The sequence below is a fragment of the Stenotrophomonas chelatiphaga genome (assembly GCF_001431535.1).
GTDB lineage: Bacteria > Pseudomonadota > Gammaproteobacteria > Xanthomonadales > Xanthomonadaceae > Stenotrophomonas > Stenotrophomonas chelatiphaga.
In genome coordinates this window covers 1-25,470 of the sequence record NZ_LDJK01000039.1, presented here as the reverse complement: position 1 = coordinate 25,470, position 25,470 = coordinate 1, and the positions used below count along the sequence as shown (strand labels likewise).

Sequence of the window (25,470 nt, the reverse complement as noted above, 5' to 3'; positions counted from 1 at the left end):
GGGCAGCGGCGATCAGGGTCACGTGGCGTTGCGACATGGAAACGATTCCCAAACATTCCAGGGATTAAACTAAGCGGCTGGACCCCCCAATGGAGTGACCGATGCCCCTGCCCGCCTTCAAGGCCTATGACATCCGCGGCCGCGTGCCGGACGAACTGAACGAAGACCTGGCCCGGCGTATCGGCGTGGCACTCTCCGATCAGCTGGAGCCGGGAACCGTGGTCGTCGGCCACGACGTGCGCCTGACCAGCGCGGCGCTGCAGGATGCCCTGGTCGTGGGACTGCGCGGCGCGGGCCGCGAGGTCATCGACATCGGCCTGTGCGGTACCGAGGAAGTCTATTTCCAGACCGATCACCTCGGCGCGGCCGGTGGCGTGATGGTGACCGCCAGCCATAACCCGATGGATTACAACGGCATGAAGCTGGTGCGCGAAAACGCGCGCCCGATCAGCTCGGATACCGGCCTGTTCGCGATCTCCGATGCGGTGGCGGCCGATACCGCAGCCGCCCTGCCGCCCAAGGCAGGCCAGAGCGAGCAGCACGACAAGAGCGCCTACATCGCGCACCTGCTGTCCTACGTCGACGCCGCTGCACTGAAGCCGCTGAAGGTCGTGGTCAATGCCGGCAATGGCGGCGCCGGCGCGATCGTCGATCTGCTCGCCCCGCACCTGCCGCTGCAGTTCATCCGCGTAAATCACGAGCCGGATGGCAACTTCCCCAACGGCATCCCCAACCCGCTGCTGCCGGAAAACCGCGCCGCCACCGCCGAAGCGGTGCGTGAGCATGGCGCCGATTTCGGCATCGCGTGGGATGGCGACTTCGACCGCTGCTTCTTCTTCGATCACACCGGTCGTTTCATCGAAGGCTATTACCTGGTCGGCCTGCTGGCCCAGGCCGCGCTGAAGCGCCATCCGGGTGGCAAGGTCGTGCATGATCCGCGACTGGTGTGGAATACCGTGGAAATGGTCGAACAGGCCGGCGGCATCCCGGTGCTGTGCAAGAGCGGCCACGCCTTCATCAAGGAAAAGATGCGCGCCGAAGATGCGGTATACGGCGGCGAAATGAGCGCCCACCATTACTTCCGTGAGTTCGCCTACGCCGACTCGGGGATGATTCCCTGGCTGCTGATTGCCGCACTGGTTTCCGAAAGCGGCCGGTCTCTGGCTGACTGGGTCGAAGACCGCATGGCGGCCTATCCGTGCAGCGGTGAAATCAACTTCAAGGTCGCCGACGCCAAGGTATCGGTAGCACGCGTGATGGAACACTTCGCCTCGCATGCGCCGGCGCTGGACCATACCGACGGCATCAGCGCCGATTTCGGTGACTGGCGCTTCAACCTGCGCAGCTCCAACACCGAACCGCTGCTGCGGCTGAATGTCGAAACGCGCGGAGATGCGGCGCTGCTGCAGTCGCGTACCGACGAAATCTCTTCGCTGCTGCAGCGATGACCCACTTCATCAACGGAACTGCAATGAATACTATCCAGGCTGTCATCCTTTCCGGTGGATCCGGCACCCGCCTCTGGCCCCTATCGCGCGAAGCCTATCCAAAGCAGTTTCTGCCACTGACCAGTGACCTGACAATGCTGCAGGACACGTGGAAGCGCGTCGAAGCCATCGCCGCGCGCGGTCCGTTGGTCATCGCCAACGAAGAGCATCGCTTCGTCGCCGCCGAACAGTTGCAGCAGGTGGGTGCGTCCCCCGCAGCGATCATCCTTGAACCAGTCGGCCGCAACACTGCGCCGGCCATTGCGGTGGCGGCTCTGGAGGCCACGCGCGATGGCGCTGATGCGCTGCTGCTGGTGCTTCCGTCGGATCACGTGGTCAGTGACAACGCTGCTTTCCTGCGCGCGGTCGAGCAGGCTGCCGGTGCCGCCGAAGCCGGCAAGCTGGTGACCTTCGGTATCGTGCCTGCCGGCCCGGAAACCGGCTATGGGTACATCAAGGCGGCCGCAGGCGAAGGCGCACGCGCGGTGGAGCGTTTTGTCGAAAAGCCGGACCTCGCCACGGCCACCGATTACGTGGCCAGCGGACAGTACTACTGGAACAGCGGCATGTTCCTGTTCAAGGCCTCGCGTTACCTGCAGGAACTCGAACGCTTCCAGCCGGCGATGTTGGCTGGCAGCCGCGACGCCTGGAGCAAGGCCCGCCGTGATGCCGACTTCACCCGCCTGGACAAGGACGCGTTCACCGCCGTGCCGTCCGATTCCATCGACTACGCGGTGATGGAGAAGACCGCCGATGCGGTGGTGGTGCCGCTGGATGCCGGTTGGAACGACGTCGGATCATGGACCGCCCTGCGCGACGTATCGCAGCAGGATGGCGACGGCAACGCGCACCAGGGCGATGTCATCGCGATCGACTGCCGCAACACCTATGCCTACGGCCAGCGTCTGGTGGCGATGGTCGGGCTGGATGACGTGATCGTTGTGGAAACCGACGATGCGGTCCTGGTCGGCAAGGGTGACCGCATGCAGGAGGTCAAGGCCGTAGTGGCCCAGCTGAAGGCCGAAGGGCGCAGCGAAGCCACCTGGCATCGCAAGGTGTACCGGCCATGGGGCGCCTACGATTCGATCGACAACGGTGCGCGTTTCCAGGTCAAGCGCATCACGGTCAAGCCCGGTGGCACGCTTAGCCTGCAGATGCACCACCACCGCGCCGAACACTGGATCGTGGTGAGCGGTACCGCCGAGGTCACCCGCGGTGAGGAAGTGCTGCTGCTCAGCGAAAACCAGAGCACCTACATCCCGCTCGGCGTTACCCACCGCCTGCGTAATCCAGGACGCCTGCCGCTGGAGCTGATCGAAGTGCAGTCCGGCAGCTATCTGGGCGAAGACGATATCGTGCGCTTCGAAGATACCTACGGTCGGCAGTAGCCGACCGTAAGTCATCTCGACGGGGTCAGAGTCCTTCCGCATGGCGGAAGGACTCTGACCCCCTGCTGGACTTCAGCCTGCGATCTCGCCGATCACCCGCGTCAACCCATCCTTCCAGGACGGCAGCGCGATGCCGAAATCCTTCTGCAGCTGGCGGTTGTCCAGAACCGACCAGGACGGCCGCTTGGCCGGCGTCGGGTACTCCGAGCTGGCGATCGCTTCCACGCTCGGCACCTTGGCCAGCACGCCGCGCGCGAGTGCTTCGGCGAAGATCGCCTCGGCGAACCCATGCCAGCTGGTCTGCCCGGAAGCGGTCAGGTGCCACGTGCCGGACAGTCCGCCGGCGTGCTGCAGGGCCTGCGCGGTGACATCGGCGATCAGCGCCGCGGGGGTCGGCGTACCGACCTGGTCGGCCACCACGCGCAGCGCATCACGCTCGGCTCCCACGCGCAGCATGGTGCGCAGGAAATTGGCACCGTGCGAGGCGTACACCCACGCCGTGCGGAAGATCAGGTGGCGCCCGCCAGCTGCACGCACCGCATCTTCGCCATCGCGCTTGCTGGTGCCGTACACGCCCAGCGGCGCGGTCGGCTGGTCTTCACGGTACGGCGCGGTGCCTTCACCGTCGAAGACATAGTCGGTGGAGTAATGCACGAACGGTACGCCCGCAGCCGCGCTCCAGCGTGCGATCACCCCAGGGGATTCGGCGTTGGCACGGAAAGCCGCCTCCACGTCCTGTTCCGCCTTGTCCACCGCCGTATAGGCAGCAGCGTTGACGACAGTCCGGGGCTGGACGCGATCCAGCAGCGCAACCAGCGAATCGGGCTGGTTGAAGTCTGCAATCTCACAGGCGCGGCCATCCGGCAGCAGACCGCTGCGCGTGGTCGCCACCACCTCGCCCAGCGGGGCCAGCGCACGCAACAGCTCCTGCCCGACCTGGCCGTTGCCGCCGAATACCAGGATCGTCATGCGACGAACACCGGCAGGCGCTCTTCGGCGATGTCCTTCAGGAACGGGGCAGCCTCATCCTTTGCCGACAACGTCGGGTTTGAGATCGGCCAGTCCACCGCCACGTCGGCGTCATTCCAGCGCACGCCGGCATCAGCTTCCTTCACATATACATCGGTGCACAGGTAGCTGAAAACCGCCCGTTCGGACAGCACGGCAAAGCCGTGCGCGAAACCTTCCGGGATCCAGAACTGCTTCTTGTTTTCGGCGCTGAGCACCACCGCTTCCCACTGGCCGAAGGTCGGCGAGCCACGGCGGATATCCAGCGCAACGTCGTACACCTCGCCTTCCAGCACGCTCACCAGCTTGCCCTGGGGTCGCGGCCACTGGTAGTGCAGGCCACGCAGCACGCCCTTGGCCGAGGTGGATACGTTGCTCTGCACGAACTTCGTCGGCAGGCCGTGCTGGCCGAAACGCTCGGCATTCCAGGTTTCGAAGAAGTAACCACGTTCATCGCCGAATACCGCCGGCTCGATGACCACGCAGCTGGGCAGGCGGGTCTCGATGATCTTCATACAACCTTTCCCCGGACGGCGAGCGCATGCAGGTACTGACCGTAGCCATTCTTGATCAGCGGCGCGGCCAGCGCCTCCAGTTGCTCGGCATCGATCCAGCCATTGCCGAATGCGATTTCCTCCGGACAGCATACCTGTAGTCCCTGGCGCGTCTGGATGGTTTCAATGAAGTTGGAGGCTTCCAGCAGCGACTGGTGGGTGCCGGTGTCCAGCCACGCGTAACCGCGACCCAACGGCTCCAGGTGCAATGCACCCTCGTCCAGGTAACGCTGGTTGAGGTCGGTGATTTCCAGTTCGCCGCGCGGCGAGGGCTTCAAATCAGCAGCGTACTCGCTGGCTTTGCCGTCGTAGAAATACAGGCCGGTCACAGCGTAGTTCGAACGCGGCTTGGCCGGCTTTTCGACCAGGCCGATCACCTTGCCATCCTTGTCAAACTCAGCCACGCCGTAACGCTCGGGATCACTGACCCAGTAGCCAAACACGGTGGCGCCGTCGTGGCGCGCGTCAGCACGCTTCAACACGTCGGTAAGGCCATGACCATGGAATACATTGTCGCCCAGCACCAGGCAACTGGGCTTGCCGTCCAGGAACTCGCGGCCGATCAGATAGGCCTGGGCCAGGCCGTCCGGGCTCGGCTGGGCAGCATATTGGATGTCCATTCCCCACTGCGAGCCGTCGCCCAGCAACTGCTGGAACAGTGCCTGCTCGTGTGGGGCATTGATGATCAGCACTTCACGGATGCCCGCCAGCATCAGCACGCTGAGCGGGTAATAGATCATCGGCTTGTCGTACACCGGCAGCAGCTGCTTGCCAATACCCTTGGTGATCGGATACAGCCGGGTGCCGGAGCCACCGGCCAGGATGATGCCTTTGCGCTGCGTCTGCGTCATGGATAAGGGGTCCTTGTGGGCTCAGGCAGCGGTGCCGATGCGCTGCAGGCGGTAGCTGCCGTCAAGCACGCCGTTCACCCATTCCTGGTTGTCCAGGTACCAATCGACAGTGAAGCCGATGCCCTGCTCGAACGTGTAAGCCGGCTCCCAGCCCAGTTCGTCCTTCAGCTTGGACGCATCGATCGCATAGCGACGATCATGGCCCGGGCGGTCTGTGACATAGGTGATCTGGCTGCTGCGCGGCTGGCCGTCTTCGCGCGGACGACGCGCATCCAGCAGCGCGCAGATCGCCTGCACGACTTCGATGTTCTGCTTTTCGGAATTGCCGCCGACGTTATAGGTTTCCCCGACGCGGCCCTTGGCCAGCACGGTGCGTATCGCTTCACAGTGGTCGGATACGAACAGCCAGTCACGCACCTGCTTGCCATCGCCGTAGACCGGCAGCGGCTCACCGGCCAGCGCCTTGGCGATCACCAGCGGGATCAGCTTTTCCGGGAAGTGGTACGGACCATAGTTGTTCGAACAGTTGGTGGTCAGCACCGGCAACCCGTAGGTGTGGTGGAACGCGCGCACCAGATGGTCCGAGGCCGCCTTGGACGCCGAGTACGGCGAGTTCGGCGCGTAAGGAGTGGTCTCGCTGAACTTGCCGGTCTCGCCGAGGGTGCCGTATACCTCATCGGTGGACACATGCAGGAAGCGGAACGCCGTGCCCTTTTCCGCCGGCAACGCCTTCCAGTAGTCGCGCACCGCTTCCAGCAGACCGAGCGTGCCGACCACATTGGTCTGGATGAAGGCGCGCGGGCCGTCGATGGAACGGTCGACGTGGCTTTCGGCGGCAAAGTTCAGCACCGCATCCGGCTGGTGTTCGGCCAGCAGGCGCGATACCAGCGCACTGTCACCGATATCGCCTTCCACGAAGACGTGGTTCGAATTGCCTCCCAGGCTGCTCAGGGTCTTCAGGTTGCCGGCATAGGTCAGGGCATCAAGATTGATGACCTTCACGCCGCGGGCTGCTGCGTCGAGGACGAAGTTACCGCCAATGAATCCGGCGCCCCCGGTGACAAGCCATGTGGGCACTACGTGTTCTCCTTTCAGTCAGATGAATTTCCAAGCCTCCCTGGCCCGGGCATTCGGCTGCAAAGGATACAACGGGCCTCGAAGGAAAGCGTCTCCGGGGAATGAACATGTAGCGCATGCGGCATTGCAGCATTTCCAGCATCCACCATACGCATTCGCATGGTTGCCAAACGCCAGTTAGAATCAGGGTCCCACCCCCGAACCGGTCGCTGTTGCGAGGGCCGGACGACCCCCGATAGTGAAGGACCCCGTACCAGATGAAAATCCTCGTCGCATACAAGCGCGTGGTGGACTACAACGTCCGCATACAGGTCAAGCCGGACGGTTCCGGCGTGGTGACCGACGGCGTCAAGCTGTCGCCGAATCCCTTCGATGAAATCGCCCTGGAAGAAGCCCTGCGCCTGCGCGACAAGGGCATTGCCAGCGAAGTCATCGTCGCCACCATTGCCCCGGCCGACGCCCAGGCACACCTGCGCAACGGCCTGGCCGTGGGTGCCAACCGCGCCATCCATATCGTCACCGACCAGGCCGTCCAGCCGCTCACCGCCGCCCGCGCGCTGCTCAAGCTGATCGAAAAAGAACAGCCTGGCCTGGTCATCCTGGGCAAGCAGGCCATCGATGACGACGCCAGCCAGACCGGCCAGATGCTGGCCACGATCTGGGGCCGGCCGCAGGCGACCTTCGCCAGCAAGCTGGAGATCGCCGAGGGCAAGGCAACGGTGACCCGTGAAGTCGATGCCGGCCTGGAAACGCTGGAAGTGGACCTGCCCGCCGTGGTCACCACCGACCTGCGCCTGAACGAGCCGCGCTTCATCAAGTTGCCCGACATCATGAAGGCCAAGGCCAAACCGCTGGAAACCCTGCAGTTGGCCGACCTCGGCGTTGAAGCCGTGGATGGTCTGAAGACCACCACCTATGCCGCGCCGGGCAAGCGCAGCAAGGGCGTGATGGTCAAGGATGCCGCCGAACTGGTGGCCGCACTCAAGCAGAAGGGGTTGCTGTAATGAGCACGATTCTCGTCATCGCCGAGCACCACGACGGCAAGCTCAACGCTGCCACCGCCAAGACCGTCAGCGCGGCAACCGCCATCAGCGGCGCCGAGGTGCACGTGCTGGTGCTGGCTGCCGATCCGACCGCCGTGGCTGCCGAAGCAGCGAAGATCAACGGTGTCAGCAAGGTGCTGACCGTGGCCAATGCCGCCAATGCCAACCCGATCGCGCAGGTGCTTGCACCGCAGATCGCCAAGGCCGCCGCCGGCTACAGCCACGTGTTCGGCCCGTCCACCACCTTCGGCAAGGACCTGATGCCCTGCGTGGCCGCCCTGCTGGGCGTCGCCCAGGTGTCGGACCTGATGACGGTGGAGGGCAGCCACACCTTCAAGCGTCCGATCTACGCCGGCAATGCGATCATCACCGTCGAAGCCCCGGCCGACCAGACCGTGGTCGCCACCGTGCGCAGCGCCTCCTGGCCTGAAGCCGCCCAAGGCGGCAGCGCCAGCGTAGAAGCGCTGAGCGTAGAGGCGACCCTGCCGACGCATACCCGCTTCGTCGGCCTGGCTGCGGCCAGCAGCGACCGCCCTGACCTGCAGAGCGCCAAGCGCGTGGTCTCCGGCGGCCGCGGCGTCGGTTCGGAAGAGAACTTCAAGGTCATCTACCAGCTGGCGGACAAGCTGGGTGCGGCCGTCGGTGCCTCGCGTGCCGCAGTGGATGCCGGTTACGTGCCTAATGAACTCCAGGTCGGCCAGACCGGTAAGATCATCGCACCGGAGCTGTACCTGGCGATTGGCATCAGCGGCGCCATCCAGCACCTGACCGGCATCAAGGATGCGGGGACAATCGTCGCGATCAACAAGGATCCGGATTCGCCGATCTTCGAGATCGCCGATATCGGGCTGGTGGGGGATCTGTTTACCCTGCTGCCGGAGCTGGAAAGCGCGCTCTGACAGGACAACGCCACTGCATGGTGTGACGCAGAGAATGCCTCGCACCATGCAGTGGGCGCTTAGGCACCACTCACAGGGGCCGGCCGGCCAGCAACTCGCCCAGACGCTGCTGAGTCCCCGCGTGATCGAATCGCTGTGCCAGAAGCGCACGCGCATTGACGCTTGCCGACAGCCAAACTTCATCATCTCGAAGCAGGCGACCGATCTCGAAGGCAAAATTGACCGGGTCATCCGTTACTGGCAACAGCCGCTCGATTCCATCGAGGCCTTGTGCGCCTGCGAGCGTCATGACGACTGGGACACCGTGTGCGATTGCCTCCACGACCTTGCCTTTTACGCCGCCTCCGAAACGCAGCGGTGCCACTACTACACGGGCGGAGGCATAGCACTGTTCAAGCACTGAGTCATCCACTCGCCCCATGACCGTGAGCTGCAGGTCAGCGCGCGGAGGTACGTATGAGTCCATACCCGATCCAACGATACGGAGTCGTGCGGCGCCACCGAGCGGCTCCAGCATCGGCATTACGTCACCGATGAACCAATCAAGCCCGTCCACGTTGGGTGCATGGGCGATGCTTCCCACAAACAGCAGGCCGGAGCGGCCATCCGGCGGAGGGATATCGACGCTGGCAGGATTGAAGGTCCAAAGCGGAAATGCCTCTACGATGGCACGCATTCTGCGGTCGTCCAGCCACTGCCTGACGTGTTTCGCCTCTTCGGTAGAGGGGTAAAGTATGACGTCCACATCCCGCCACAGGCGCTGCTCCACCCGGCGGAGCACCCACAGTTCCCAACGTGCTCGAGCAGTCAGGCGAGAAGTCCTTCGCATAGCCTGCAGCCGGCGGTGATGGATATCGTGTCCGTAGTAGAGGCAGGTCTTATTGAAATGCTTTCGTACCGTAGGCAGGTGCATGGCAGCAACCAGAGGGCGGCTTAGCACGCAAGCGAATATAGGTGCCGTATTGGACTGCGCCAGCCAGTCATCCAAGCCCCCAGTCTCCGAACGCGCGACGCAATGGACTCCTTTCTCGACAAGGTGCCGCCGTCCGCGCTCAGAAGGCGACGTGGATGCCACCCAGACAGTAACCGGATGTCCACAGTCCTGGATGAGACCGATGAAGCTTGCAATCGCGCGGGATCCTGCATCGCGATCAGGCTCGGGGAAGTCCTGGTCAATGACCAACACCGTGCCGCGCGCTGATCGTGTCGATTCCAAGGGGGGTGGGGGCGTCGCCGCCCCACGCCCCTTGCCCAGGTACCGCCCGTAAAGGGTCGGCGCAACAGCCAGGACAGATTCAAGCAGCCAAGTTCTGAATTGATGCACCATCAACCTGTCGACCTGCAGCTCAATGCCAGGACTTCAGATCGACGAAGAACTCGGGAAACCCTCGCCACTTGTCCTTGAAGTAGGCTGCATTGCGGTTGAAAAGTTTTTTGTAACGCTCGCTTCCTTCGCTGGCTCCAGTTGTCTGATGTGGCTGGTGTCGCACGCCCGCCAAATCACGGAACGCGACAGAATACCCGGCGCGCTTGATCTGGAAACAGATGTCGGTGTCCTCGAAACACGTCGGATCGTAGAAGGTATCGAAGCCGTCGATGCGTTCGAACAGCTCCTTCGTCATGAACATGCAACTGGTGCCCAAGAATCCGATGTCATCCCGATAACCGGTGGCCAGCGCTTCTGCATTCATGCCCCTATTGGGTATGTAATCTGAAATCGGTCCTCCCAGGTCGTCCCTGTGCGGATCGAACCAGCCCGCGTTCCAACCGATCGCGCCAACACCTTCTTCCAGATTCAAGATGGAAACCGCTTCCGGGAAGCAGGTGGGAGATGTCAGCCACTGGTCTGAATCGAAGAAAGCGATGTATTTACCCGTAGCGTTCTTGACCCCCAGATTGCGTCCGGAGGAGCAACCGTTTTCGCTGTTTCGTACGAGTTTGACTTTGTCATGCCCGCCAAACAGTTCTTCGACAAGCTCCGGTCCACCATCTGAGGACTGGTTGTCCACGACCACGATCTCATTCAACCAGTTGCCCGCATGGTCGAGCAGCGTCCGGATGCAGCGTTCAACGATGCGACGGTTGTTGTGGATCAGTACCACAGCGCTCACTGACTCTGGGTACGCAGGACGCATCAGGCTTTCGACCCGGCGAAGCCAAGTGTTCGCGGAAATGTGCGGGTAATCTTCGTTCCCTTGCAGTGCGAGGTGGGCAGGCCATTGCGATGCATCAATCAGATGCAGGTTGGTCGAATCCACGTGGAGGGACGAATCATTGACAAGGACGGGCTTTTCCAACAGCAGAGCCGCAAGAACCGCACGCCTGCGTGTTGCCGCGCTAACTTCATCGGTACCCAGCACCACAACCGTCGCAGCGTGTGCGAACAGCGGCGCAAGCGCTCTCGAACCCTCGACCTGCGTTTCGAACTTCACCCGGTCCGAGTGAACAGCCGGAGCCACACGTCCGCGAACGTGCACGTGAACATTATGGCTGGCAGCCAGGATGTCCTCCACCACGCCATCGGCCTGGCCTGAATAATCGAGTATCAGGACATTGCCGCGATTCTTGCTGTAGGACACAGGAGCCGGATAGGTCTTGTAAGAATCGAATACCTCGTTGTCTGCCGCCTCCTGCAGTTGCACGACCTCGATGTCGATGCCTGGCGCCACGCTGCTCGCCTGGAACGCATGCGACACGATCGTCTGTAGTCGCCCCCAGCCCGGGTGGGATGCTGGTTGCGCTCCAAATTCCTGCAGGTCAAGGATGATCTCGGCACCGCGTTCGTGCGCAGAGGCGGCAAGGTCGATAGCACGCTCCGATGCATCAGCGAGAAGAACGCGCGTTGTTTCGTTTCGCACATCATTCAGCCAACCGGCCTCGTCGATGAACAGCCGATGCATTTCCACTTCAACACCCGCTGGAGGCAGTTGCTCATCAAGGCAGCATATCCGCGCATGGAAGCCAGCACGCTCACCCGCCTTGGTCAACTCCAACGCCCTTGTGGGCCAGCCGTCCGGATGCAGCGCACGTGATCCAAGCACCAGCAGTCGTTCGCGGCGCAGGGCCCGAACAGCGATCGGCCCAGTGGGGACGGCTGCCGCCTCCGCCCCATCCGCTGTCTGGGAGCCAAGTTCCTTCACGCGTCGGGGGATCTGCTGAAGCGCGACCCGAAGCCCATAGCGCCGCCAGACCGTGACAAGCTTGAAAGGTGCTGCCGCTAGCCGGAGCAGGTCGCGTCGGAGGATCTGTCCGCCAATGCGCACCCTGCGCCAGAGATCGCGCGCCTCTACTACCTCGGCCTGGGCGGCTTCCAGACTGGCCTGTAGTTCATTGATCTCCTGGCGCAACATCGCGATATAGATTTCCTTGTCCTGCACGTAGGCATTTTTCTGGTCAAGTTCATCCCGCGTATCGGCAAGAAGCACCTCGGATGCACGAAGCTTCTCTTCGATGGATTTCAACCTTCCCTCAAACTGGTCCATCATTGTCCTATTCCTTTCGTTCGCGCTTCGTACGTCTTCGCGGGCTTGGGCACGGACTTCCTCCACCACGCGTCCACTATCTTCCATCGCTCGCATCAGAGCGCCTACCCGCTCGCTAAGCTGCGCGTTCTCGCCACGCATTGCGGCAACGGATGCGTCACTCTCTTCAATCAATGCCTGTTTCTCAAGCAGGGCTTCCTGCGCTTGCGCAGTCGCCTGCTCCTGCAAACGTACTTCATCATCCCGGCTGGCGAGCTGCAGGTCGCGGTACGCCAGCAGTTCGTGCGCCAGTCGACTCCGCTCGGAAACATCCTCCATCTCGCGTAGCGACTGCTGCAGCCATGCCGAAAGCCAGTCCATCTTCCCCGCGTCGAAGGTCACTTCACGCTTCGGAAGCGCCAGGCAGCCATCAAGCAATCCGAGGTGTCGACGGGCATCGGCAGCGATACCAGCGATGCGCGTCCGACTGGGCGCCCAGTCCGCAGCAACGATCAGCCTGATGGATGCCTCGAACTTCTCGGCGGTATCCCCGATCCGAAGCCGGAGAGTGGCGGGGACGCCGGCCATATCGTGTGCATGGGCAAGCTTCTCGTCATACTCCAGCCCGCAGGTAGGACGTCCAGCGAGCAGCGCAAGCACGCTGGCGTGCAGTCGCATCGAGAACACCGCATCGGCGCGACTTAACAGCTCCCAAGCATCCTCCGGAGTTTCAGGTGTCTCCAATGTATCCAGTGGACGGTCACCCATCTGCGCGCGAAGCTCTTCCATCAAGGGAAGGTCAGACAACGCGCCGCTACCCTCGGTATAGGCCTGGAACGCAATCCACTGAATAGACCAGTTCGCCGGAACCGCGCGACGCAGTCCCTCGATCAGCTGGGGCTTCCAGATGCCTTTCTCCCACTCGCGCAATACCAGCGCGAGTACCTTTGGCGATTCATCCAATGAAGCGCGTACCGGCAAGGGGTGGTAGTTGGCGAACAGCCAACCTGGATCAGGGGCGACCTCGACCGGACGTCCGACACCAATCTCCCTGAGCAGCGCCAGCGAAGCCTCGTCACGCACTGAAACCGCGAACGCACTCTCGAACAAGTCACGAACCAAGGCACGCGGTTCACTCTGTCGCAGGGGACCCACTCCATGGCCCCACACAACGACGGGCACGCCTAGCTGCCGCGCCAGCAGCATCGGACGCGCATAGCCGCTGATGTCATTCAAATAGGGCAGATAGAGCGCATCAAGATTGAAAGGATGATGGTCCTGGAAGATGCCCCCACCGCCCATGATGAGCACGTCACAATGAAGCAGCGTCCGGCCGACTGCGCCGATGTTCGCGAACTCGATGGATTCGACCGCATGCATCCTGCGCGTCATGCCCGGATCGATACTTGCTACGACCAGTTCCCCTCCAAGTTCATGCACTCGATGGACAAGGACATCGAGCAGCACTTCGTCACCCACGTTAGGCGCACCATAGAAGCCGATGGCAAGTGCGCGGAATTTGGGCACGCGAGCAGCGGCGCTCATCGTGCCAACCTCTTCGGATCACTGAACTGCGGCTTGGGGGCCAGCCAGCCGTGGCCGGAATGTGGCTCCGGAAGTACATCGATATGACCGGCGTAAGGAACTCGACTGTGCCGGTGATACTCGCCACTGTCGATATCACCAATGCCCAAGGCGATCACATATCGGTTTCCGGTCATGTCCAACTTGAGTCGCCAGCTGAACTCGTACTTGCCTGGCTCCAACGCCTTTGGTGTCAGACTCATGTTCTGCGTGGTACCCGCCCACAGCGCAATGTCATCCACACTCTTGATCTGCACGCCGAAGCAGGGAGCCTCAATGCGGCGATGCACGCGGATGCCGACTCGGACCACGATCTGGTCTCCATTGCTGAACGTCGTACGCCCCTGGCCGTTGCTGTCCAGAATGGATGCCTCGACTATCTCGCTTGCAGGGCCATCGGCATTGAGCGCGATCGCCCGACTCTGAGGATGATCCTCATCGGCCGGCTCGGCAACGGTGATGGAGTCATCGGCGTAAATTACCGCCCCACCTTCTTCGTCAACCAGATCATCGGCGTAGCGCTTCACTACATCGCGACACGCACCATCCAGCACCATCTCTCCGCGCCGCAGATAGATGCCGCGATCGCAGTACTCCAGCAGCGTGTTCGTAGAGTGCGTCACCAGGATGATGCTGACCCCTTCCGACTGCATGCGCCGAATTCTCGTCAGGCATTTCGTCTGGAAGGCGGTGTCGCCCACGGCAAGCGCCTCGTCTACCACGAGGATGTCCGGCGATACATGTATCGCTACAGAAAATGCCAGCCGGACATACATGCCGGATGAGTAGGTCTTGACGGGTTGTTCGATGAACTCCCCGATATCTGCGAACTTCTCGATCTGCGGAAGCAGGCTATCCATCTCCGCTCGCGACAGCCCGATGATCGCTCCAGCGAGATACGCATTGTCGCGGCCGCTGAACTCCGGGTTGAAGCCCGCACCGAGCTCAAGAAGCGCTGAGACACGGCCCTTTACCATGACCTCACCCTCGTTGGGCTGTAGAGTTCCCACGAGTATCTGCAGCAGGGTCGACTTGCCACTGCCATTACGTCCGATGATGCCTACCGTCTCGCCGGGTGCGATCTCGAAGCTCACGTTGTCCAATGCTCGGAAAACGCGAACCGGCCGCGGGGCAATTCCGAATACGCGCCGGATTCGGTTGAGAAGCGGAAGCAGCAGCCGATGTGCTGGTGCGTCGAAGATGCGGAACGTTTTGCTGATGCCTCGGACCGATACTACCGGCGGGACTGCAATGTCGCTTGAACTTGTCATTACATCACTCCGGCATCTTGGTAGGCACTTCGCTTTGCATCAAGGCTGGCCTGCTCTGAGTACCGCAGGCGCATCAGGTCGAGCCCAGCTTCTGCAATCCGGGCCATCCGGCCGCGGTCTTTTGCACAGGCCAGAATTTCTTGGGCGAACTGGATAGCGTTGTCTGCGACGAGGATGTCCACGCCGTCCGTTGCACCGATTCCTTCACAGCCTTTGCTCGTGCTGAGTACTGGAATCCCGGCCGACATCGCCTCTACGATCTTTACCCTGATGCCGCCTCCAGACAGGAGAGGCACGATGAGGAGATGCGCATCGTCGAGGATCGGCTTCAGGTCTTCGACGAAGCCATGGACCTGGACCCTGCTGCCGTCATGCAGCGCACGCAACTCTTCAGGGGGATTGCTGCCGCAGAAATGCAGCACGATGCCGGACTCCTCCAACACGTCACAGATGAGCGGATGGACTTCATTGGCATACCATTTCACCCCTTCCGCGTTGGGATACCAGCCAAATCCGCCCATCCAAAGGACATTGAAGACCGACGCAGGCTTCTGTGCGTACTCAACCCCGTCAAGCGGGAAGTGAAGCGGCATAAGATACTTGGGCACGTCCGCAGTTACCCGTGCCATGTCGTGGGATGAGATGAAGGTCATCGCGCTGAAGCCGAATGCATTGTCGAGCTCAACGTCCTTCGCAGCCTTCCGGCTTCGGCCGGCTACCCACTCTATGAAGTGGGCCTTCCAGCCGCGGAATCCAGCGGGCATCCAGAATGGAAAGATGTCGGCCTCAATGTTGTGGCTGACCAACACACCTGGAATCGAGGGGAGGAATTTCCGGAAGAAGGCCAGGTGCGCTGAGTTGATCTCGAGCGCATCGATGCGATGCTGCTTCACCAAGCGGCGCGCTGCGGCGACGGCAGAGCGACTGCAATAGCTCGCATCAATGAACGGAAGCCCTTGCAGCGCGTGCCAAGCCAACTTGATGCCCTTCGCGAGCTTCGGCATCTGGAAGGGCATAAGCGGCCGCGGCTCCAGATGTACCGAGCGGAACACGGCCGCATAGGCGTCCTTGTGCCTTTCCACCTTGGCGATATCGGCCTCTCCACCGATGTAGCAGAACAGGTGGTAATCGACATCTTCAGAGAAGGGAGTCAACGCGTTCACTGCATATATGTCGCCGCCCGCTACTGCAGGCAAGGGGGGCGCCAGCATGAATACAAGAACCTGCTTATTAGCCTGCGGTTTCATCGAAGATATCCGAGTCGAAATATGGCGAAAATTTTGTCAGATAGCGTATGTCGCGATTTCTTTCGCCGATCTTTTTTGCAGGTACGCCACCGACGACATCGTAGGCAGGAACATCGCGTGCAACGACGGCGCCAGCCGCGATGACTGCGCCTTCACCGACCGTTACTCCCGGGAGGATCGTCGCCCTCGCCCCTATCCATACGTGATCCTGAATGGTCACCGCGGACCCCACCGCAATGAAGTCCGGAGAATTGTGGTCGTGATGCAGGCTCAGGATGCAGGTTTGGAATGAAACGTTGACGTTGTTCCCGATATGCACGCCAACCCGGCCATCGAGATAGACCTCGCGATTTATCACACAGTTATTGCCGATGGTCACATTGGCGCGGACCGGATATCCGGTGACGAACCAGCGCATGCTTACGTGAGTATCCTGGCCCACCGCGACTTTCATTACCCTGCGCAGATACATCGCGCGCAGGCGCTCATTCGGGAAGCGCGCCACGATATTGTTCCCGACGTAGTACTTCAGCCCCATCAACACATAGAAAAACCGCTGATGGAGCAGCCAAACCTTGAGCTTTTTCATTGAGATCGCGCTCACTTAAAGAACGTCGGCGAAACCGCGACGGGTGCGACGGAAGAACAAGTAGCCCAAAAGGCATACCGTGGCGCCGATCAGCGTTTGCAGCCCTAGCGCCTGCAGGTCCGGAGCATCCCCGAAGATGACGACTTCACGCGCCTGCTCGATGATGGTGGTAAGGGGATTAGCCAGGAACAGGGGGCGATATTCCTCAGGAATGTTGGTGATGGGGAAAAACACCGGCGAAATGAAAAGCAGTACCTGTGTAAAAACACCCACTACCTGGCTGACGTCGCGCAGGTATACACCCAGAGAGGCCAACATCCAGGAAATACCCAGTGCATACAGGACCAAGGGCACCATGACCACGACGATCAGAGGGAAGGTCGGTGGAACATCGTGCCCGAGCACGACCAATGCCAACAGCAGTACGGACAGGCTGATGGCCCAATGGAACAACGCCGAGCCAGCAGCAACGATTGGGAGGATCTCGATAGGAAACACTACCTTTTTCACGTAGTTGACGTTACCGGTGATCAACCCCGGCGCGCGGTTGATGCACTCCGCGATGAATCCATGCATGATCAATCCAACAAACAACAGGACCGCGAACTCCGACTTGCTCTGCGGCTGCGTGCCCCATCTGACCTTCAGGATCACAGAGAAGAAGAGCGTGTAGACGCTCAGCATCAGAAGCGGATTTACGAACGACCAGAAAATTCCCAGCATCGAGCCTTTGTACCGCCCACTGACCTCCCGACGCGAGAGCTGGTAGATCAACCCGGGCAATTTGGATGCGCTCATTTTGATACACGTCCGTTGTTATTGTGGTAGCTCACTGCAGTGCCCTCTCAAGATCCACCATAAGATCCCCCAATTCCTCCACCCCGACACTCAACCGGACCAGACCCTCGCTGATCCCAAGGTTCTCCCTCCGCTCAACCGGAATCGAAGCATGCGTCATCACCGCAGGATGGTTTACCAGGCTCTCCACCCCGCCCAGTGACTCGGCCAGCGTGAACAGTTCGGTACGTTCGCAGAAGCGCTTGGCCGCCTCGAATCCACCCTTCAGCACGATCGACACGATGCCGCCGTAGCCGTTCATCTGGCGGGTGGCCAGTTCGTGTTGCGGATGGCTGGTCAGCCCCGGATAGATCACCTTCTCCACCGAAGGCTGGGTTTCCAGCCACTGCGCCAGCGCCAGCGCATTGGCGCAATGCGCCTTCATGCGCAGCGGCAGCGTCTTCAGGCCACGCAGCGCCAGGAAGCTGTCGAACGGGCCCTGCACGGCGCCAATCGAGTTCTGCAGGAAGGCCATCTGTTCGGCCAATCCGGTGTTGTCACCGACCACCACCATGCCGCCGACCATGTCCGAATGGCCGTTGAGGTACTTGGTGGCCGAATGCAGCACAAGGTCTGCACCGAGTTCCAGCGGGCGCTGCAGCATCGGCGAGGCGAAGGTGTTGTCGACCACGATGATCAGCCCGTGCTGCTTCGCGATCGCCGCAACCGCGGCGATGTCGACGATCTTCAGCATCGGGTTGGTCGGCGTTTCGATCCAGACCATCTTCGTGGCCGGGGTGATCGCCGCCTCGAAAGCCGCCAGGTCGGTCAGGTCGACGAAGCTGAAATCCAGCCCGGCGGTGCGGCGACGCACACGCTCGAACAGGCGGAACGTGCCGCCATAGATGTCATCCATCGCCACCACGTGGCTGCCGGCGTCCAGCAGTTCCATCACAGTGGACGTGGCGGCCATGCCGGAGGCGAACGCGAAGCCCCGCGAACCGCCTTCCAGCGACGCCACGCAGCGCTCGTAGGCGAAGCGGGTCGGATTGTGGGTACGCGAATACTCGAAGCCTTGGTGCTCGCCCGGGCTGCTCTGCGCATAGGTCGACGTCGCGTAGATCGGCGGCATCACCGCGCCGGTGCTGGGATCCGGCGACTGGCCGCCGTGGATGGCCAGCGTGGCGAGCGACAGGGCGCGCTCGTGGGCCGGCTTTGAAGATTCAGACATATAGGAAGTTCCTGCTGGGCGCCCAAGGCGGTCGCCATTGAAGGGTCGGGAGTCTATCAGCGTGGCCTTAATGATCTTTGACGCCGATAAATGCGGATTCAGAACGTAAAATCTGCGAACGTCGCCTTACTGAACGCGACGACGCAGATAGTTCAGCAGGTCGATCCGGGTGATCAAGCCCAGGAACGTGTCGCCGTCCATGATGATCGCCACCTGGCCGCGGTCGAACACCGGCAACAGCGCTTCGATCGGCGACTTCACGTCCAGCCGGTCCAGCTTGCTGACCATCGCGGTGGAAACGGTGTCGCGGAAGCGCGCTTCATCGCCGTACACGTGCAGCAGCACGTCGCTTTCATCGACGATGCCGACCAGCGTGTCGCCGTCGACGACCGGCAGCTGGGACACGTCATACAGCTTCATGCGCTGGTAGGCGGTGGTCAGCAGGTCGTTCGGGCCGATCACCACGGTGTCGCGCTGGCCATACGGACGCAGGATCAGGTCGCGCAGGTCGCCGTGCTGCGGGCGCTCCAGGAAGCCGTTGTCCAGCATCCAGTAATCGTTGTACATCTTGGACAGGTACTTGTTGCCGGTGTCGCAGACCAGCACAAGCACCTTCTTCGGCGTGGTCTGTTCCTTGCAGTACTTCAGCGCCGCCGCCAGCAGGGTGCCAGTGGACGAACCGCCCAGGATGCCTTCCTTGCCCAGCAGTTCGCGGGCGGTGTGGAAGCTTTCGGCGTCGGTGATGGCATACGCCTTCTTGACCCGGCTGAAATCGGAAATCGACGGCAGGAAGTCCTCGCCGATGCCTTCGACCAGCCAGCTGCCGGACTTGTCATTGAGCACGCCGTCGTTGATGTACTCGGCCAGGATCGAGCCGACCGGGTCGGCCAGCACCAGCTCGGTCTTCGGCGACAGCGTGGAGAACGCGCGCGACAGGCCGGTCATGGTGCCCGAGCTGCCGCAGCCGAACACGATCGCATCCAGGTCGCCGCCCATCTGCTCCAGGATTTCCGGGCCGGTGCCGAACTCGTGCGCCGCCGGGTTGTCCGGATTGCCGAACTGGTTGATGAAGTAGGCGCCCGGGATCTGGTCGGCGATGGTCTTGGCCAGGTCCTGATAGTACTCCGGGTGGCCCTTGGCCACGTCCGAACGGGTCAGGCGCACTTCGGCGCCCATCGCCTTCAGATTGAAGATCTTTTCCCGGCTCATCTTGTCGGGAACCACGAGCACCAGCTTGTAGCCCTTCTGCTGGGCCACCAGGGCCAGGCCCAGGCCGGTGTTGCCGGCCGTGCCCTCGACCAGCGTCGCGCCCGGCTTGAGGTCGCCACGCTTTTCCGCCGCCTCGATCATCGACAGGCCGATACGGTCCTTGATCGATCCGCCCGGGTTGGCGCTTTCGAGCTTCAGGAACAGCTCGCAGACGCCGGTATCCAGGCGCTGGGCCTTGACGATGGGGGTCTGGCCAATGAGGTCGAGGACGGAAGCATGGATGGGCATTCGGGGGACTTCGATTCGCGCCGCGCAGGGCCGGACAGTGGATTATCCGCTGTATGGGCGTGAAGATGGTAGGCCTTGCTTGCCTGCCGTTGCAGCCGCTGCATCCGTAAACCGTCGAAGCCAAGTGGCGCGGACGACATGGACCGACGAGGAGGTCCACGCCGCCCGCGACAGGGAACGCGGGGTGCAGCAGCCCGGGCACCACGGCCTGCGGTGCCCGGGCGGTGGCGGCCTCAGTGGCACGCCAACAGGACGGCCATCACTGGCCGGAGCGCCCGACGGGGCGCGGATGCGTCAATGCGAGGGGGAGGACTGAGATTGCGATTGCGGGGCGGTCTCGAGCATGCGCAGGAGACGTTGCTTGGCCAGCAGTTTTTCCCGCTTCATCCGGCCCAGGGTGACATCACTCACGGCGAACACGCCGAGTTCGGCATCCATGCACTGGCGATTCAACTTCCGGTGTTCGTCATGCAGGGTCCGGAATTCCGGATCGCGCGCGCGGCGGGCCTCGATCTCGCTCTGGGACTGATCTTCAAACATGATGTACCTCCTTCAGCAGAAACACGAACGCCCCGGCCTGGCGGCACGGGGCGTCTGTCGGGGGAAGAAAGGCACGGTCGGCGCACAAGGCCACGTTCCGTCCGGCATTCCACACTGGCCCGTGGATGTCTGCCTGCTTCGGTTCGTGCCCAGATTGCATCGGCCCGGCCCTCCCATCGTCCGGTCCGCGGAATGCGTCCCGGACGATTGACCCTACGCTTGCTCGAGGGGGGGTTCAAGCCCTACGCGACAAAAAGAGCACATGCAGCGACGAGTGGTTCAGCCAGATGAGACGCGCCGCGCATTTATTAACGAAAACAATACTTTAAGGTGAAACGATCACCTCAGCCGAGCGCGCGCGGGTGGATGCCGCCTTCTTGCCGGCGACCTGGATCCGGTTGCTGGCCACGCCCGCACCGACCAACGCATCGCGCAGGGCTTCGGCACGTCGCTGGCCCACGCCATTGGCGCTGTCATAGGCCTCGATCCGTACCCGCCCCTTGCGGCCGATGTTCAGGTACTCGCCCAGCGCCTTGGCCTGGTTCTTCGCCGCGTTGGACAAGGCGGCCTGGCCATTGGCGTAGGCATCGCCGGTCAGCGTGAAAACTTCACCGCGGCTATCGAACTTGCTGGCGGGCAGCGCCTGCCCGGATACCAGCTCGGCCTCTTCGCGGGCCAGCTTGGCGGCGTTCTGCTGTGCGGCGCTGAGGCGCTGCTGCTGCTTGCCGGCGACGCTGGTCAGGGCATTTTCGGCGTCCTGGCGGGCCAGCACTTCACTTTCGGCGGCCAGCCGCAGGCGCTCGGACTCTTCGGCCTGGATCTGCGCCTGTACGCGCAGGCGCTCGGCCTCCTGCCGGGCACGCGCGGCCTCGCGACGGCTCGCCTCGATCAGCAGATCGCTGCGGGTCCGCTCCAGCTGGTCGACTTCACGCTGGGCCAGGGCGGCGCGCACGGCGGTCTCGGCGATCTCCACCCGGCGCTCGGCCAGGTAGCGGGTCAGTTCCTGGTCGCGGCGCTTGGCAGTGCTGAAGGTGCTGACCGCCTGCTGTGCCTGCATGCGCTCGAACGCGCCCAGGTTGGCCGTATCCGGATTGGCCGATATCGCCATCAGGCGCTGGTTGAGCTGCAGCACCAGCGGGTCATCGGCGGCGACGGCCAGCAGCGGCAGGGCCAGCAGGCCGGCGGCGAGATAGATCGAACGTGCGCGCATCAGCGGTTTTCCCCGGTTTCGAGCTGGCGCTGCAGCTGGTTGACTTCATTGCGGCGCAGCTGCAACTGCGCGGTGGCGGTGGCTTCCTCGCTGCGTGCGCGGGCCAGGTCGGCATCGGCGGCGGCGCGCTGTGCCATCGCCGGCGCATTCTTGCGCTCGCGACGGTCACCGGCGGCACGCTGGGCCTGCTCCAGCCCTTGCCGGGCCAGGTTGATCAGGTCCGGGGCGTACTGGTCGGCGTCTGCCTGGGTGGCCCGATCCACTGCCTGGCGGGCCTGGGAAAGCTCCAGCGCCCCGTCCTGGGCGAGCGCCGCGAGCGGGGCGGAGAGTGCGAATGCCAACGCCATCACATACAGGCCATGACGCATTTGTGCGAAGCTACGTTGATTCATTTGGGGAGGCCGTGCCGGTTGTTGTGCACGGCCATTGTCGTCATGCCGATGCCATGCTTGCAACTTGAGCCGTCGGCGACTCGTTTTTGGGGAAAAACGCGATGGATATCGGCTACTTCCTGAAGCTGATGACCGAAAAGAACGCTTCGGACATGTTTTTAACGACCGGCGCGCCGGTCTACATCAAGATTGAAGGCAAGCTTTACCCGCTGGGCAACACCGGCCTGCCGCCGGGCATGGTCAAGAAGATCGCCTATTCGCTGATGGACGAAGGCCAGGTGCCCCAGTTCGAACGCGACCTGGAGCTCAACATGGCGATCGCCCTGGCCGACACCGGCCGCTTCCGCGTGAACGTGTTCAAGCAGCGCGGCGAAGTCGGCATGGTCATCCGCGCCATCCGCAGCCGGATTCCCAGCATCGAAGAGCTGAACCTGCCGCAGGTGCTGAAGGACGTCATCATGACCCCGCGTGGTCTGGTGCTGGTGGTGGGGTCCACCGGCTCGGGCAAGTCGACCTCGCTGGCGTCGATGATCGACCACCGCAACAGCACCACGACCGGGCACATCCTCACCATCGAGGACCCGATCGAATACCTGCACAAGCACAAGATGTCGATCGTCAACCAGCGCGAAGTCGGCCTGGACACCCACGCCTTCCACAACGCGTTGAAGAACGCGATGCGTGAGGCGCCGGACGTGATCCTGATCGGCGAAATCCTGGATGCGGAAACGATGGAGGCGGCCATCGCCTTTGCCGAAACCGGGCACCTGTGCCTGGCCACGCTGCACTCCAACAACGCCGACCAGACCATCGAGCGCATCCTCAACTTCTTCCCGGAAAGCGCCCACCGCAACGTGTTGATGAACCTGTCGCTGAACCTGCGCGGCGTCATCAGCCAGCGCCTGGTGAAGGGCCACGACGGCCGCCGCCTGCCCGCCACCGAGGTGCTGATCAACACCCCGATGATCCGCGACCTGCTGCGTCGCGGCCAGGTGCACGAGATCAAAGCGGCCATGGAAGCCTCGCTGGAAGAAGGCATGGAAAGCTTCGACCAGTGCCTGTTCCGGATGGTCAAGGACGGCATCGTCGACATCGAAGAAGCGCTGCGCGCGGCCGATTCACGCGACGGCCTGGCGCTGAAGTTCCGCCTGTCCGAAGGCAGCAGCGGCGAGCATGATCCCTACGCGGACTTCTCCGCCGGCCAGCCCACCATCTCGCACGGCTTCTGAAAAAAGGGGACGGAGGGGATTAAGTCGTTTTCGACCCTACACGGTTGAAAACGACTTAATCCCCTCCGTCCCCTTTTTCGTCAGGCGGCGTCGGGTTGGTTTTCGGGGCGGGCGGCGTCGAAGGCGGGGAGCGCCAGGCAGGCCGCCTCGATGCGGCGCAGGATCGGATAGCCGGCCAGATCCAGCCCGAAGCGATGCGCGTTGTACAGCTGGGGCACCAGGCAGGCATCGGCCAGGCCGGGCTGGTCACCGTGGCAGAACGTGCCGGTGTCGGCGCTGGCGGCCAGCATCGTCTCCATCGCCGACAGCCCTTCGGCCATCCAGTGCAGGGTCCACTGCGTGCGCGCATCCGCGGCCAGCTGCAGCGGGCCTTCCAGGTACTGCATCACCCGCAGGTTGTTGATCGGATGGATATCGCAGGCCACCAGCTGCGCCAGTGCGCGGACGCGCGCACGCGCCACTGGATCAACCGGCAGCAGCGGGGGCTCGGCAAACACCTCGTCCAGGTATTCCAGGATCGCCATCGACTGGGTCAGCACCTGCCCACGATGCTGCAGGGTGGGGACCAGCTCCTGCGGATTCAGCCGGTGATAGCTGTCGCGATGCTGTTCCCCTCCCCCGCGCACCAGGTGCACCGCGTGGCCCTGCCAGGCCACGCCTTTCAGGTTGAGCCCGATGCGCACCCGGTAGGCGGCGCTGGAACGCCAGTAGGTATGCAGGACGATCCCGCCCTGCCCGCCCAGCGCCGCATCGCCACTCACGGCTTGGCGGCCTGCTCGATGCGCTGTTCGATGGCGCCGAAAATGCTGGCACCGTTCGCATCCAGCATCTCGATGCGCACCACGTCACCGAAGGACATGAACGGCGTACTCGGCTTGCCGTCGCGCAGCGTTTCCACCGTGCGCAGTTCGGCGAAACACGACGCGCCCTTGCTGGTGTCCTCGTTGGCGATGGTGCCCGAACCGACGATCGTGCCCGCGCCCAGCGGACGCGTCCTGGCGGCGTGCGCCACCAGCTGGCCGAAGTTGAACTGCATGTCCACCCCGGCTTCCGGCGCGCCGAACCAGGTGCCGTTGACATGGGTCACCAGCGGCAGGTGCAGCTTGCTGTCCCGCCAGGCGTCGCCGAGCTCATCGGGGGTGACGAACACCGGCGACAACGCCGAACGCGGCTTGGACTGCAGGAAACCGAAGCCCTTGGCCAGCTCGCCCGGGATCAGGTTGCGCAACGATACGTCATTGACCAGTCCGATCAGCTGGATGTGGTCGGCCGCCTGTTCCGGGCTGACCGCCATCGGCACGTCATCGGTGATCACCACGATCTCGGCTTCCAGGTCGATGCCATGGTCTTCGCTGACCACCTTCACCGCATCGCGCGGACCGTGGAAACCCGCGCTGGTGGCCTGGTACATCAGCGGATCGGTATAGAAGCTGTCAGGCACCTCCGCGCCACGTGCCCGGCGTACCCGCGCAACGTGCGGCAGGTAGGCACTGCCATCCAGGAATTCATAGGCGCGCGGCAGCGGCGAAGCGAGCGCCTGCATATCAATGTCGAAGACCCCATCGGCATCGCCGGTATTCAGCGACTCCGACAACGCCTGCAGCCGCGGCGCGGTGCGCGCCCAGTCTTCCAGCGCCGCCTGCAACGTCGCCGCGATACCGGTGGCACGCACCCCGTGCTGCAGGTCACGCGAAACGACGATCAAGGTGCCGTCGCGGCCGCCTTCCTTCAAAGAACCAAGCTTCATGGGCACATCCGGCTGAGGTGGCAAACAAGTTTCAAGTGTAATCAAACCCCCGCGACGCCGGAAAGCTGCGCCGCCGCATGGCAGGCAGTGTATGTCGGCCACGTTGATGCAGCCGTCGCACGCGCGAAGGGCACACGGGACCTGTCAGAAGCCCGGGCGGGGAGGGTTCGCAGCGGCTCCTACCGTAGTCGTCGGCGCTGCCCACCCGGCGGACACCAGGAACCTGTCAGAGGGCCGGGCGGGGAGGCGGTGCGGGGGCGTTGAGCGCCATGGATGGCGCGAAACGAGGCCCGCAGGATGCGGCCTTTGCCGTCCCCCGCCCCGCCTCCCCGCCCGGCGCGCGCCCGGCTGCGGCTTCTCGCCCCCGCGCACCTGAACACGCGCATTT

22 protein-coding genes are annotated in these 25,470 nt (G+C 62.8%); 5 read left to right on the top strand and 17 right to left on the bottom strand.

The annotated features are described in order from the left end of the window. The first annotated feature begins 101 nt into the window (after positions 1-101). Positions 102-1,448 (top strand): phosphohexomutase domain-containing protein, encoded by a 1,347-nt coding sequence (locus ABB28_RS09500; protein WP_057508397.1) that lies wholly within the window; start codon positions 102-104, stop codon positions 1,446-1,448. A gap of 23 nt (positions 1,449-1,471) precedes the next feature. Then, a complete protein-coding gene (locus ABB28_RS09495; RefSeq protein ID WP_057508396.1) occupies positions 1,472-2,875 on the top strand; it encodes a mannose-1-phosphate guanylyltransferase/mannose-6-phosphate isomerase in 1,404 nt (467 codons plus the stop codon). 72 nt (positions 2,876-2,947) lie between these two features. Here the strand turns inward: ABB28_RS09495 and rfbD are convergent, their stop codons facing one another. Genes rfbD through rfbB form a run of 4 tightly spaced genes read right to left on the bottom strand, consistent with a single transcriptional unit; the run spans position 2,948 to position 6,365 of the window. Beyond that, a complete protein-coding gene (gene rfbD, locus ABB28_RS09490; protein ID WP_057508395.1) occupies positions 2,948-3,844 on the bottom strand; it encodes a dTDP-4-dehydrorhamnose reductase in 897 nt (298 codons plus the stop codon). Continuing rightward, positions 3,841-4,398, bottom strand: coding sequence for a dTDP-4-dehydrorhamnose 3,5-epimerase (gene rfbC, locus ABB28_RS09485; RefSeq protein ID WP_057508394.1), 558 nt, complete (start codon positions 4,396-4,398; stop codon positions 3,841-3,843). The genes rfbD and rfbC overlap by 4 nt, the downstream gene beginning before the upstream one ends. Beyond that, the gene (rfbA, locus tag ABB28_RS09480; RefSeq protein WP_057508393.1) at positions 4,395-5,288 is read right to left on the bottom strand and encodes a glucose-1-phosphate thymidylyltransferase RfbA; all 894 of its coding nucleotides are present in this window, start codon (positions 5,286-5,288) and stop codon (positions 4,395-4,397) included. Before rfbA ends, rfbC begins: the two co-directional genes overlap by 4 nt. Positions 5,289-5,309: 21 nt before the next feature. Beyond that, positions 5,310-6,365 (bottom strand): dTDP-glucose 4,6-dehydratase, encoded by a 1,056-nt coding sequence (gene rfbB, locus ABB28_RS09475; protein WP_057508392.1) that lies wholly within the window; start codon positions 6,363-6,365, stop codon positions 5,310-5,312. A 257-nt stretch (positions 6,366-6,622) separates the two neighbouring features. Between rfbB and ABB28_RS09470 the strand changes: the two genes are divergently transcribed. Together ABB28_RS09470 and ABB28_RS09465 are read left to right on the top strand one after the other, a co-directional pair. Further along, positions 6,623-7,369, top strand: a complete 747-nt coding sequence (locus ABB28_RS09470) for an electron transfer flavoprotein subunit beta/FixA family protein (protein WP_057508391.1) — start codon at positions 6,623-6,625, stop codon at positions 7,367-7,369. After that, complete coding sequence (locus ABB28_RS09465) at positions 7,369-8,307, top strand: electron transfer flavoprotein subunit alpha/FixB family protein (protein ID WP_057508390.1); 939 nt, start codon at positions 7,369-7,371, stop codon at positions 8,305-8,307. The genes ABB28_RS09470 and ABB28_RS09465 overlap by 1 nt, the downstream gene beginning before the upstream one ends. Positions 8,308-8,377: 70 nt before the next feature. Here ABB28_RS09465 and ABB28_RS17750 read toward each other — a convergent pair whose 3' ends face one another. The 11 genes from ABB28_RS17750 to ABB28_RS09405 all read right to left on the bottom strand — a co-directional run bounded on the left by ABB28_RS17750 (position 8,378) and on the right by ABB28_RS09405 (position 22,082). After that, the gene (locus ABB28_RS17750; protein WP_161809864.1) at positions 8,378-9,220 is read right to left on the bottom strand and encodes a glycosyltransferase family 4 protein; all 843 of its coding nucleotides are present in this window, start codon (positions 9,218-9,220) and stop codon (positions 8,378-8,380) included. 433 nt (positions 9,221-9,653) lie between these two features. Beyond that, a complete protein-coding gene (locus ABB28_RS09450) occupies positions 9,654-13,313 on the bottom strand; it encodes a polysaccharide pyruvyl transferase family protein (RefSeq protein WP_083491987.1) in 3,660 nt (1,219 codons plus the stop codon). Further along, positions 13,310-14,446 carry an ABC transporter ATP-binding protein gene (locus ABB28_RS09445; protein WP_245625318.1) on the bottom strand — a complete coding sequence of 379 codons (1,137 nt, stop codon included), beginning with the start codon at positions 14,444-14,446 and terminating at the stop codon, positions 13,310-13,312. The genes ABB28_RS09450 and ABB28_RS09445 overlap by 4 nt, the downstream gene beginning before the upstream one ends. 176 nt (positions 14,447-14,622) lie before the next feature. Then, positions 14,623-15,870 (bottom strand): glycosyltransferase, encoded by a 1,248-nt coding sequence (locus ABB28_RS09440; RefSeq protein ID WP_057508385.1) that lies wholly within the window; start codon positions 15,868-15,870, stop codon positions 14,623-14,625. Continuing rightward, positions 15,854-16,459: an acyltransferase gene (locus ABB28_RS18455; RefSeq protein ID WP_057508416.1), complete on the bottom strand. Its 606-nt coding sequence runs from the start codon at positions 16,457-16,459 to the stop codon at positions 15,854-15,856. Before ABB28_RS18455 ends, ABB28_RS09440 begins: the two co-directional genes overlap by 17 nt. Before the next feature lie 15 nt (positions 16,460-16,474). Beyond that, the gene (locus ABB28_RS09430) at positions 16,475-17,257 is read right to left on the bottom strand and encodes an ABC transporter permease (RefSeq protein ID WP_057508384.1); all 783 of its coding nucleotides are present in this window, start codon (positions 17,255-17,257) and stop codon (positions 16,475-16,477) included. Positions 17,258-17,288: 31 nt separating this feature from the next. Further along, on the bottom strand, positions 17,289-18,467 hold the full coding sequence (locus tag ABB28_RS09425; RefSeq protein WP_057508383.1) for a cystathionine gamma-synthase: 1,179 nt from the start codon (positions 18,465-18,467) through the stop codon (positions 17,289-17,291). A 126-nt stretch (positions 18,468-18,593) separates the two neighbouring features. Further along, positions 18,594-19,964: a pyridoxal-phosphate dependent enzyme gene (locus tag ABB28_RS09420; protein WP_057508382.1), complete on the bottom strand. Its 1,371-nt coding sequence runs from the start codon at positions 19,962-19,964 to the stop codon at positions 18,594-18,596. A 294-nt stretch (positions 19,965-20,258) separates the two neighbouring features. Further along, positions 20,259-20,504, bottom strand: coding sequence for an HP1242/YdcH family protein (locus ABB28_RS09415; RefSeq protein WP_057508381.1), 246 nt, complete (start codon positions 20,502-20,504; stop codon positions 20,259-20,261). Between the two features lie 325 nt (positions 20,505-20,829). Continuing rightward, on the bottom strand, positions 20,830-21,714 hold the full coding sequence (locus ABB28_RS09410) for an OmpA family protein (RefSeq protein ID WP_057508380.1): 885 nt from the start codon (positions 21,712-21,714) through the stop codon (positions 20,830-20,832). Then, positions 21,714-22,082, bottom strand: coding sequence for a DUF4398 domain-containing protein (locus ABB28_RS09405; RefSeq protein WP_057508379.1), 369 nt, complete (start codon positions 22,080-22,082; stop codon positions 21,714-21,716). The genes ABB28_RS09410 and ABB28_RS09405 overlap by 1 nt, the downstream gene beginning before the upstream one ends. 125 nt (positions 22,083-22,207) lie before the next feature. Here ABB28_RS09405 and ABB28_RS09400 point away from each other — a divergent pair, with 125 nt between their 5' ends. After that, positions 22,208-23,335, top strand: a complete 1,128-nt coding sequence (locus ABB28_RS09400; RefSeq protein WP_042613770.1) for a PilT/PilU family type 4a pilus ATPase — start codon at positions 22,208-22,210, stop codon at positions 23,333-23,335. An 80-nt stretch (positions 23,336-23,415) separates the two neighbouring features. Here the strand turns inward: ABB28_RS09400 and maiA are convergent, their stop codons facing one another. Next, a complete protein-coding gene (gene maiA, locus ABB28_RS09395) occupies positions 23,416-24,096 on the bottom strand; it encodes a maleylacetoacetate isomerase (protein WP_245625317.1) in 681 nt (226 codons plus the stop codon). Next, complete coding sequence (locus ABB28_RS09390; RefSeq protein ID WP_057508378.1) at positions 24,093-25,082, bottom strand: fumarylacetoacetate hydrolase family protein; 990 nt, start codon at positions 25,080-25,082, stop codon at positions 24,093-24,095. Before ABB28_RS09390 ends, maiA begins: the two co-directional genes overlap by 4 nt. Between the last annotated feature and the right edge of the window lie 388 nt (positions 25,083-25,470).

Excerpts from the sequence above, each read along its gene's own strand:
- ABB28_RS09500 (WP_057508397.1), top strand. The coding sequence starts at position 102 with ATGCCCCTGCCCGCCTTCAAGGCCTATGACATCCGCGGCCGCGTGCCG.
- ABB28_RS09495 (WP_057508396.1), top strand. The coding sequence starts at position 1,472 with ATGAATACTATCCAGGCTGTCATCCTTTCCGGTGGATCCGGCACCCGC.
- rfbD (WP_057508395.1), bottom strand. The coding sequence starts at position 3,844 with ATGACGATCCTGGTATTCGGCGGCAACGGCCAGGTCGGGCAGGAGCTG.
- rfbC (WP_057508394.1), bottom strand. The coding sequence starts at position 4,398 with ATGAAGATCATCGAGACCCGCCTGCCCAGCTGCGTGGTCATCGAGCCG.
- rfbA (WP_057508393.1), bottom strand. The coding sequence starts at position 5,288 with ATGACGCAGACGCAGCGCAAAGGCATCATCCTGGCCGGTGGCTCCGGC.
- ABB28_RS09470 (WP_057508391.1), top strand. The coding sequence starts at position 6,623 with ATGAAAATCCTCGTCGCATACAAGCGCGTGGTGGACTACAACGTCCGC.
- ABB28_RS09465 (WP_057508390.1), top strand. The coding sequence starts at position 7,369 with ATGAGCACGATTCTCGTCATCGCCGAGCACCACGACGGCAAGCTCAAC.
- ABB28_RS17750 (WP_161809864.1), bottom strand. The coding sequence starts at position 9,220 with ATGCACCTGCCTACGGTACGAAAGCATTTCAATAAGACCTGCCTCTAC.
- ABB28_RS09450 (WP_083491987.1), bottom strand. The coding sequence starts at position 13,313 with ATGAGCGCCGCTGCTCGCGTGCCCAAATTCCGCGCACTTGCCATCGGC.
- ABB28_RS09440 (WP_057508385.1), bottom strand. The coding sequence starts at position 15,870 with ATGAAACCGCAGGCTAATAAGCAGGTTCTTGTATTCATGCTGGCGCCC.
- ABB28_RS18455 (WP_057508416.1), bottom strand. The coding sequence starts at position 16,459 with ATGAAAAAGCTCAAGGTTTGGCTGCTCCATCAGCGGTTTTTCTATGTG.
- ABB28_RS09430 (WP_057508384.1), bottom strand. The coding sequence starts at position 17,257 with ATGAGCGCATCCAAATTGCCCGGGTTGATCTACCAGCTCTCGCGTCGG.
- ABB28_RS09425 (WP_057508383.1), bottom strand. The coding sequence starts at position 18,467 with ATGTCTGAATCTTCAAAGCCGGCCCACGAGCGCGCCCTGTCGCTCGCC.
- ABB28_RS09420 (WP_057508382.1), bottom strand. The coding sequence starts at position 19,964 with ATGCCCATCCATGCTTCCGTCCTCGACCTCATTGGCCAGACCCCCATC.
- ABB28_RS09415 (WP_057508381.1), bottom strand. The coding sequence starts at position 20,504 with ATGTTTGAAGATCAGTCCCAGAGCGAGATCGAGGCCCGCCGCGCGCGC.
- ABB28_RS09410 (WP_057508380.1), bottom strand. The coding sequence starts at position 21,714 with ATGCGCGCACGTTCGATCTATCTCGCCGCCGGCCTGCTGGCCCTGCCG.
- ABB28_RS09405 (WP_057508379.1), bottom strand. The coding sequence starts at position 22,082 with ATGCGTCATGGCCTGTATGTGATGGCGTTGGCATTCGCACTCTCCGCC.
- ABB28_RS09400 (WP_042613770.1), top strand. The coding sequence starts at position 22,208 with ATGGATATCGGCTACTTCCTGAAGCTGATGACCGAAAAGAACGCTTCG.
- ABB28_RS09390 (WP_057508378.1), bottom strand. The coding sequence starts at position 25,082 with ATGAAGCTTGGTTCTTTGAAGGAAGGCGGCCGCGACGGCACCTTGATC.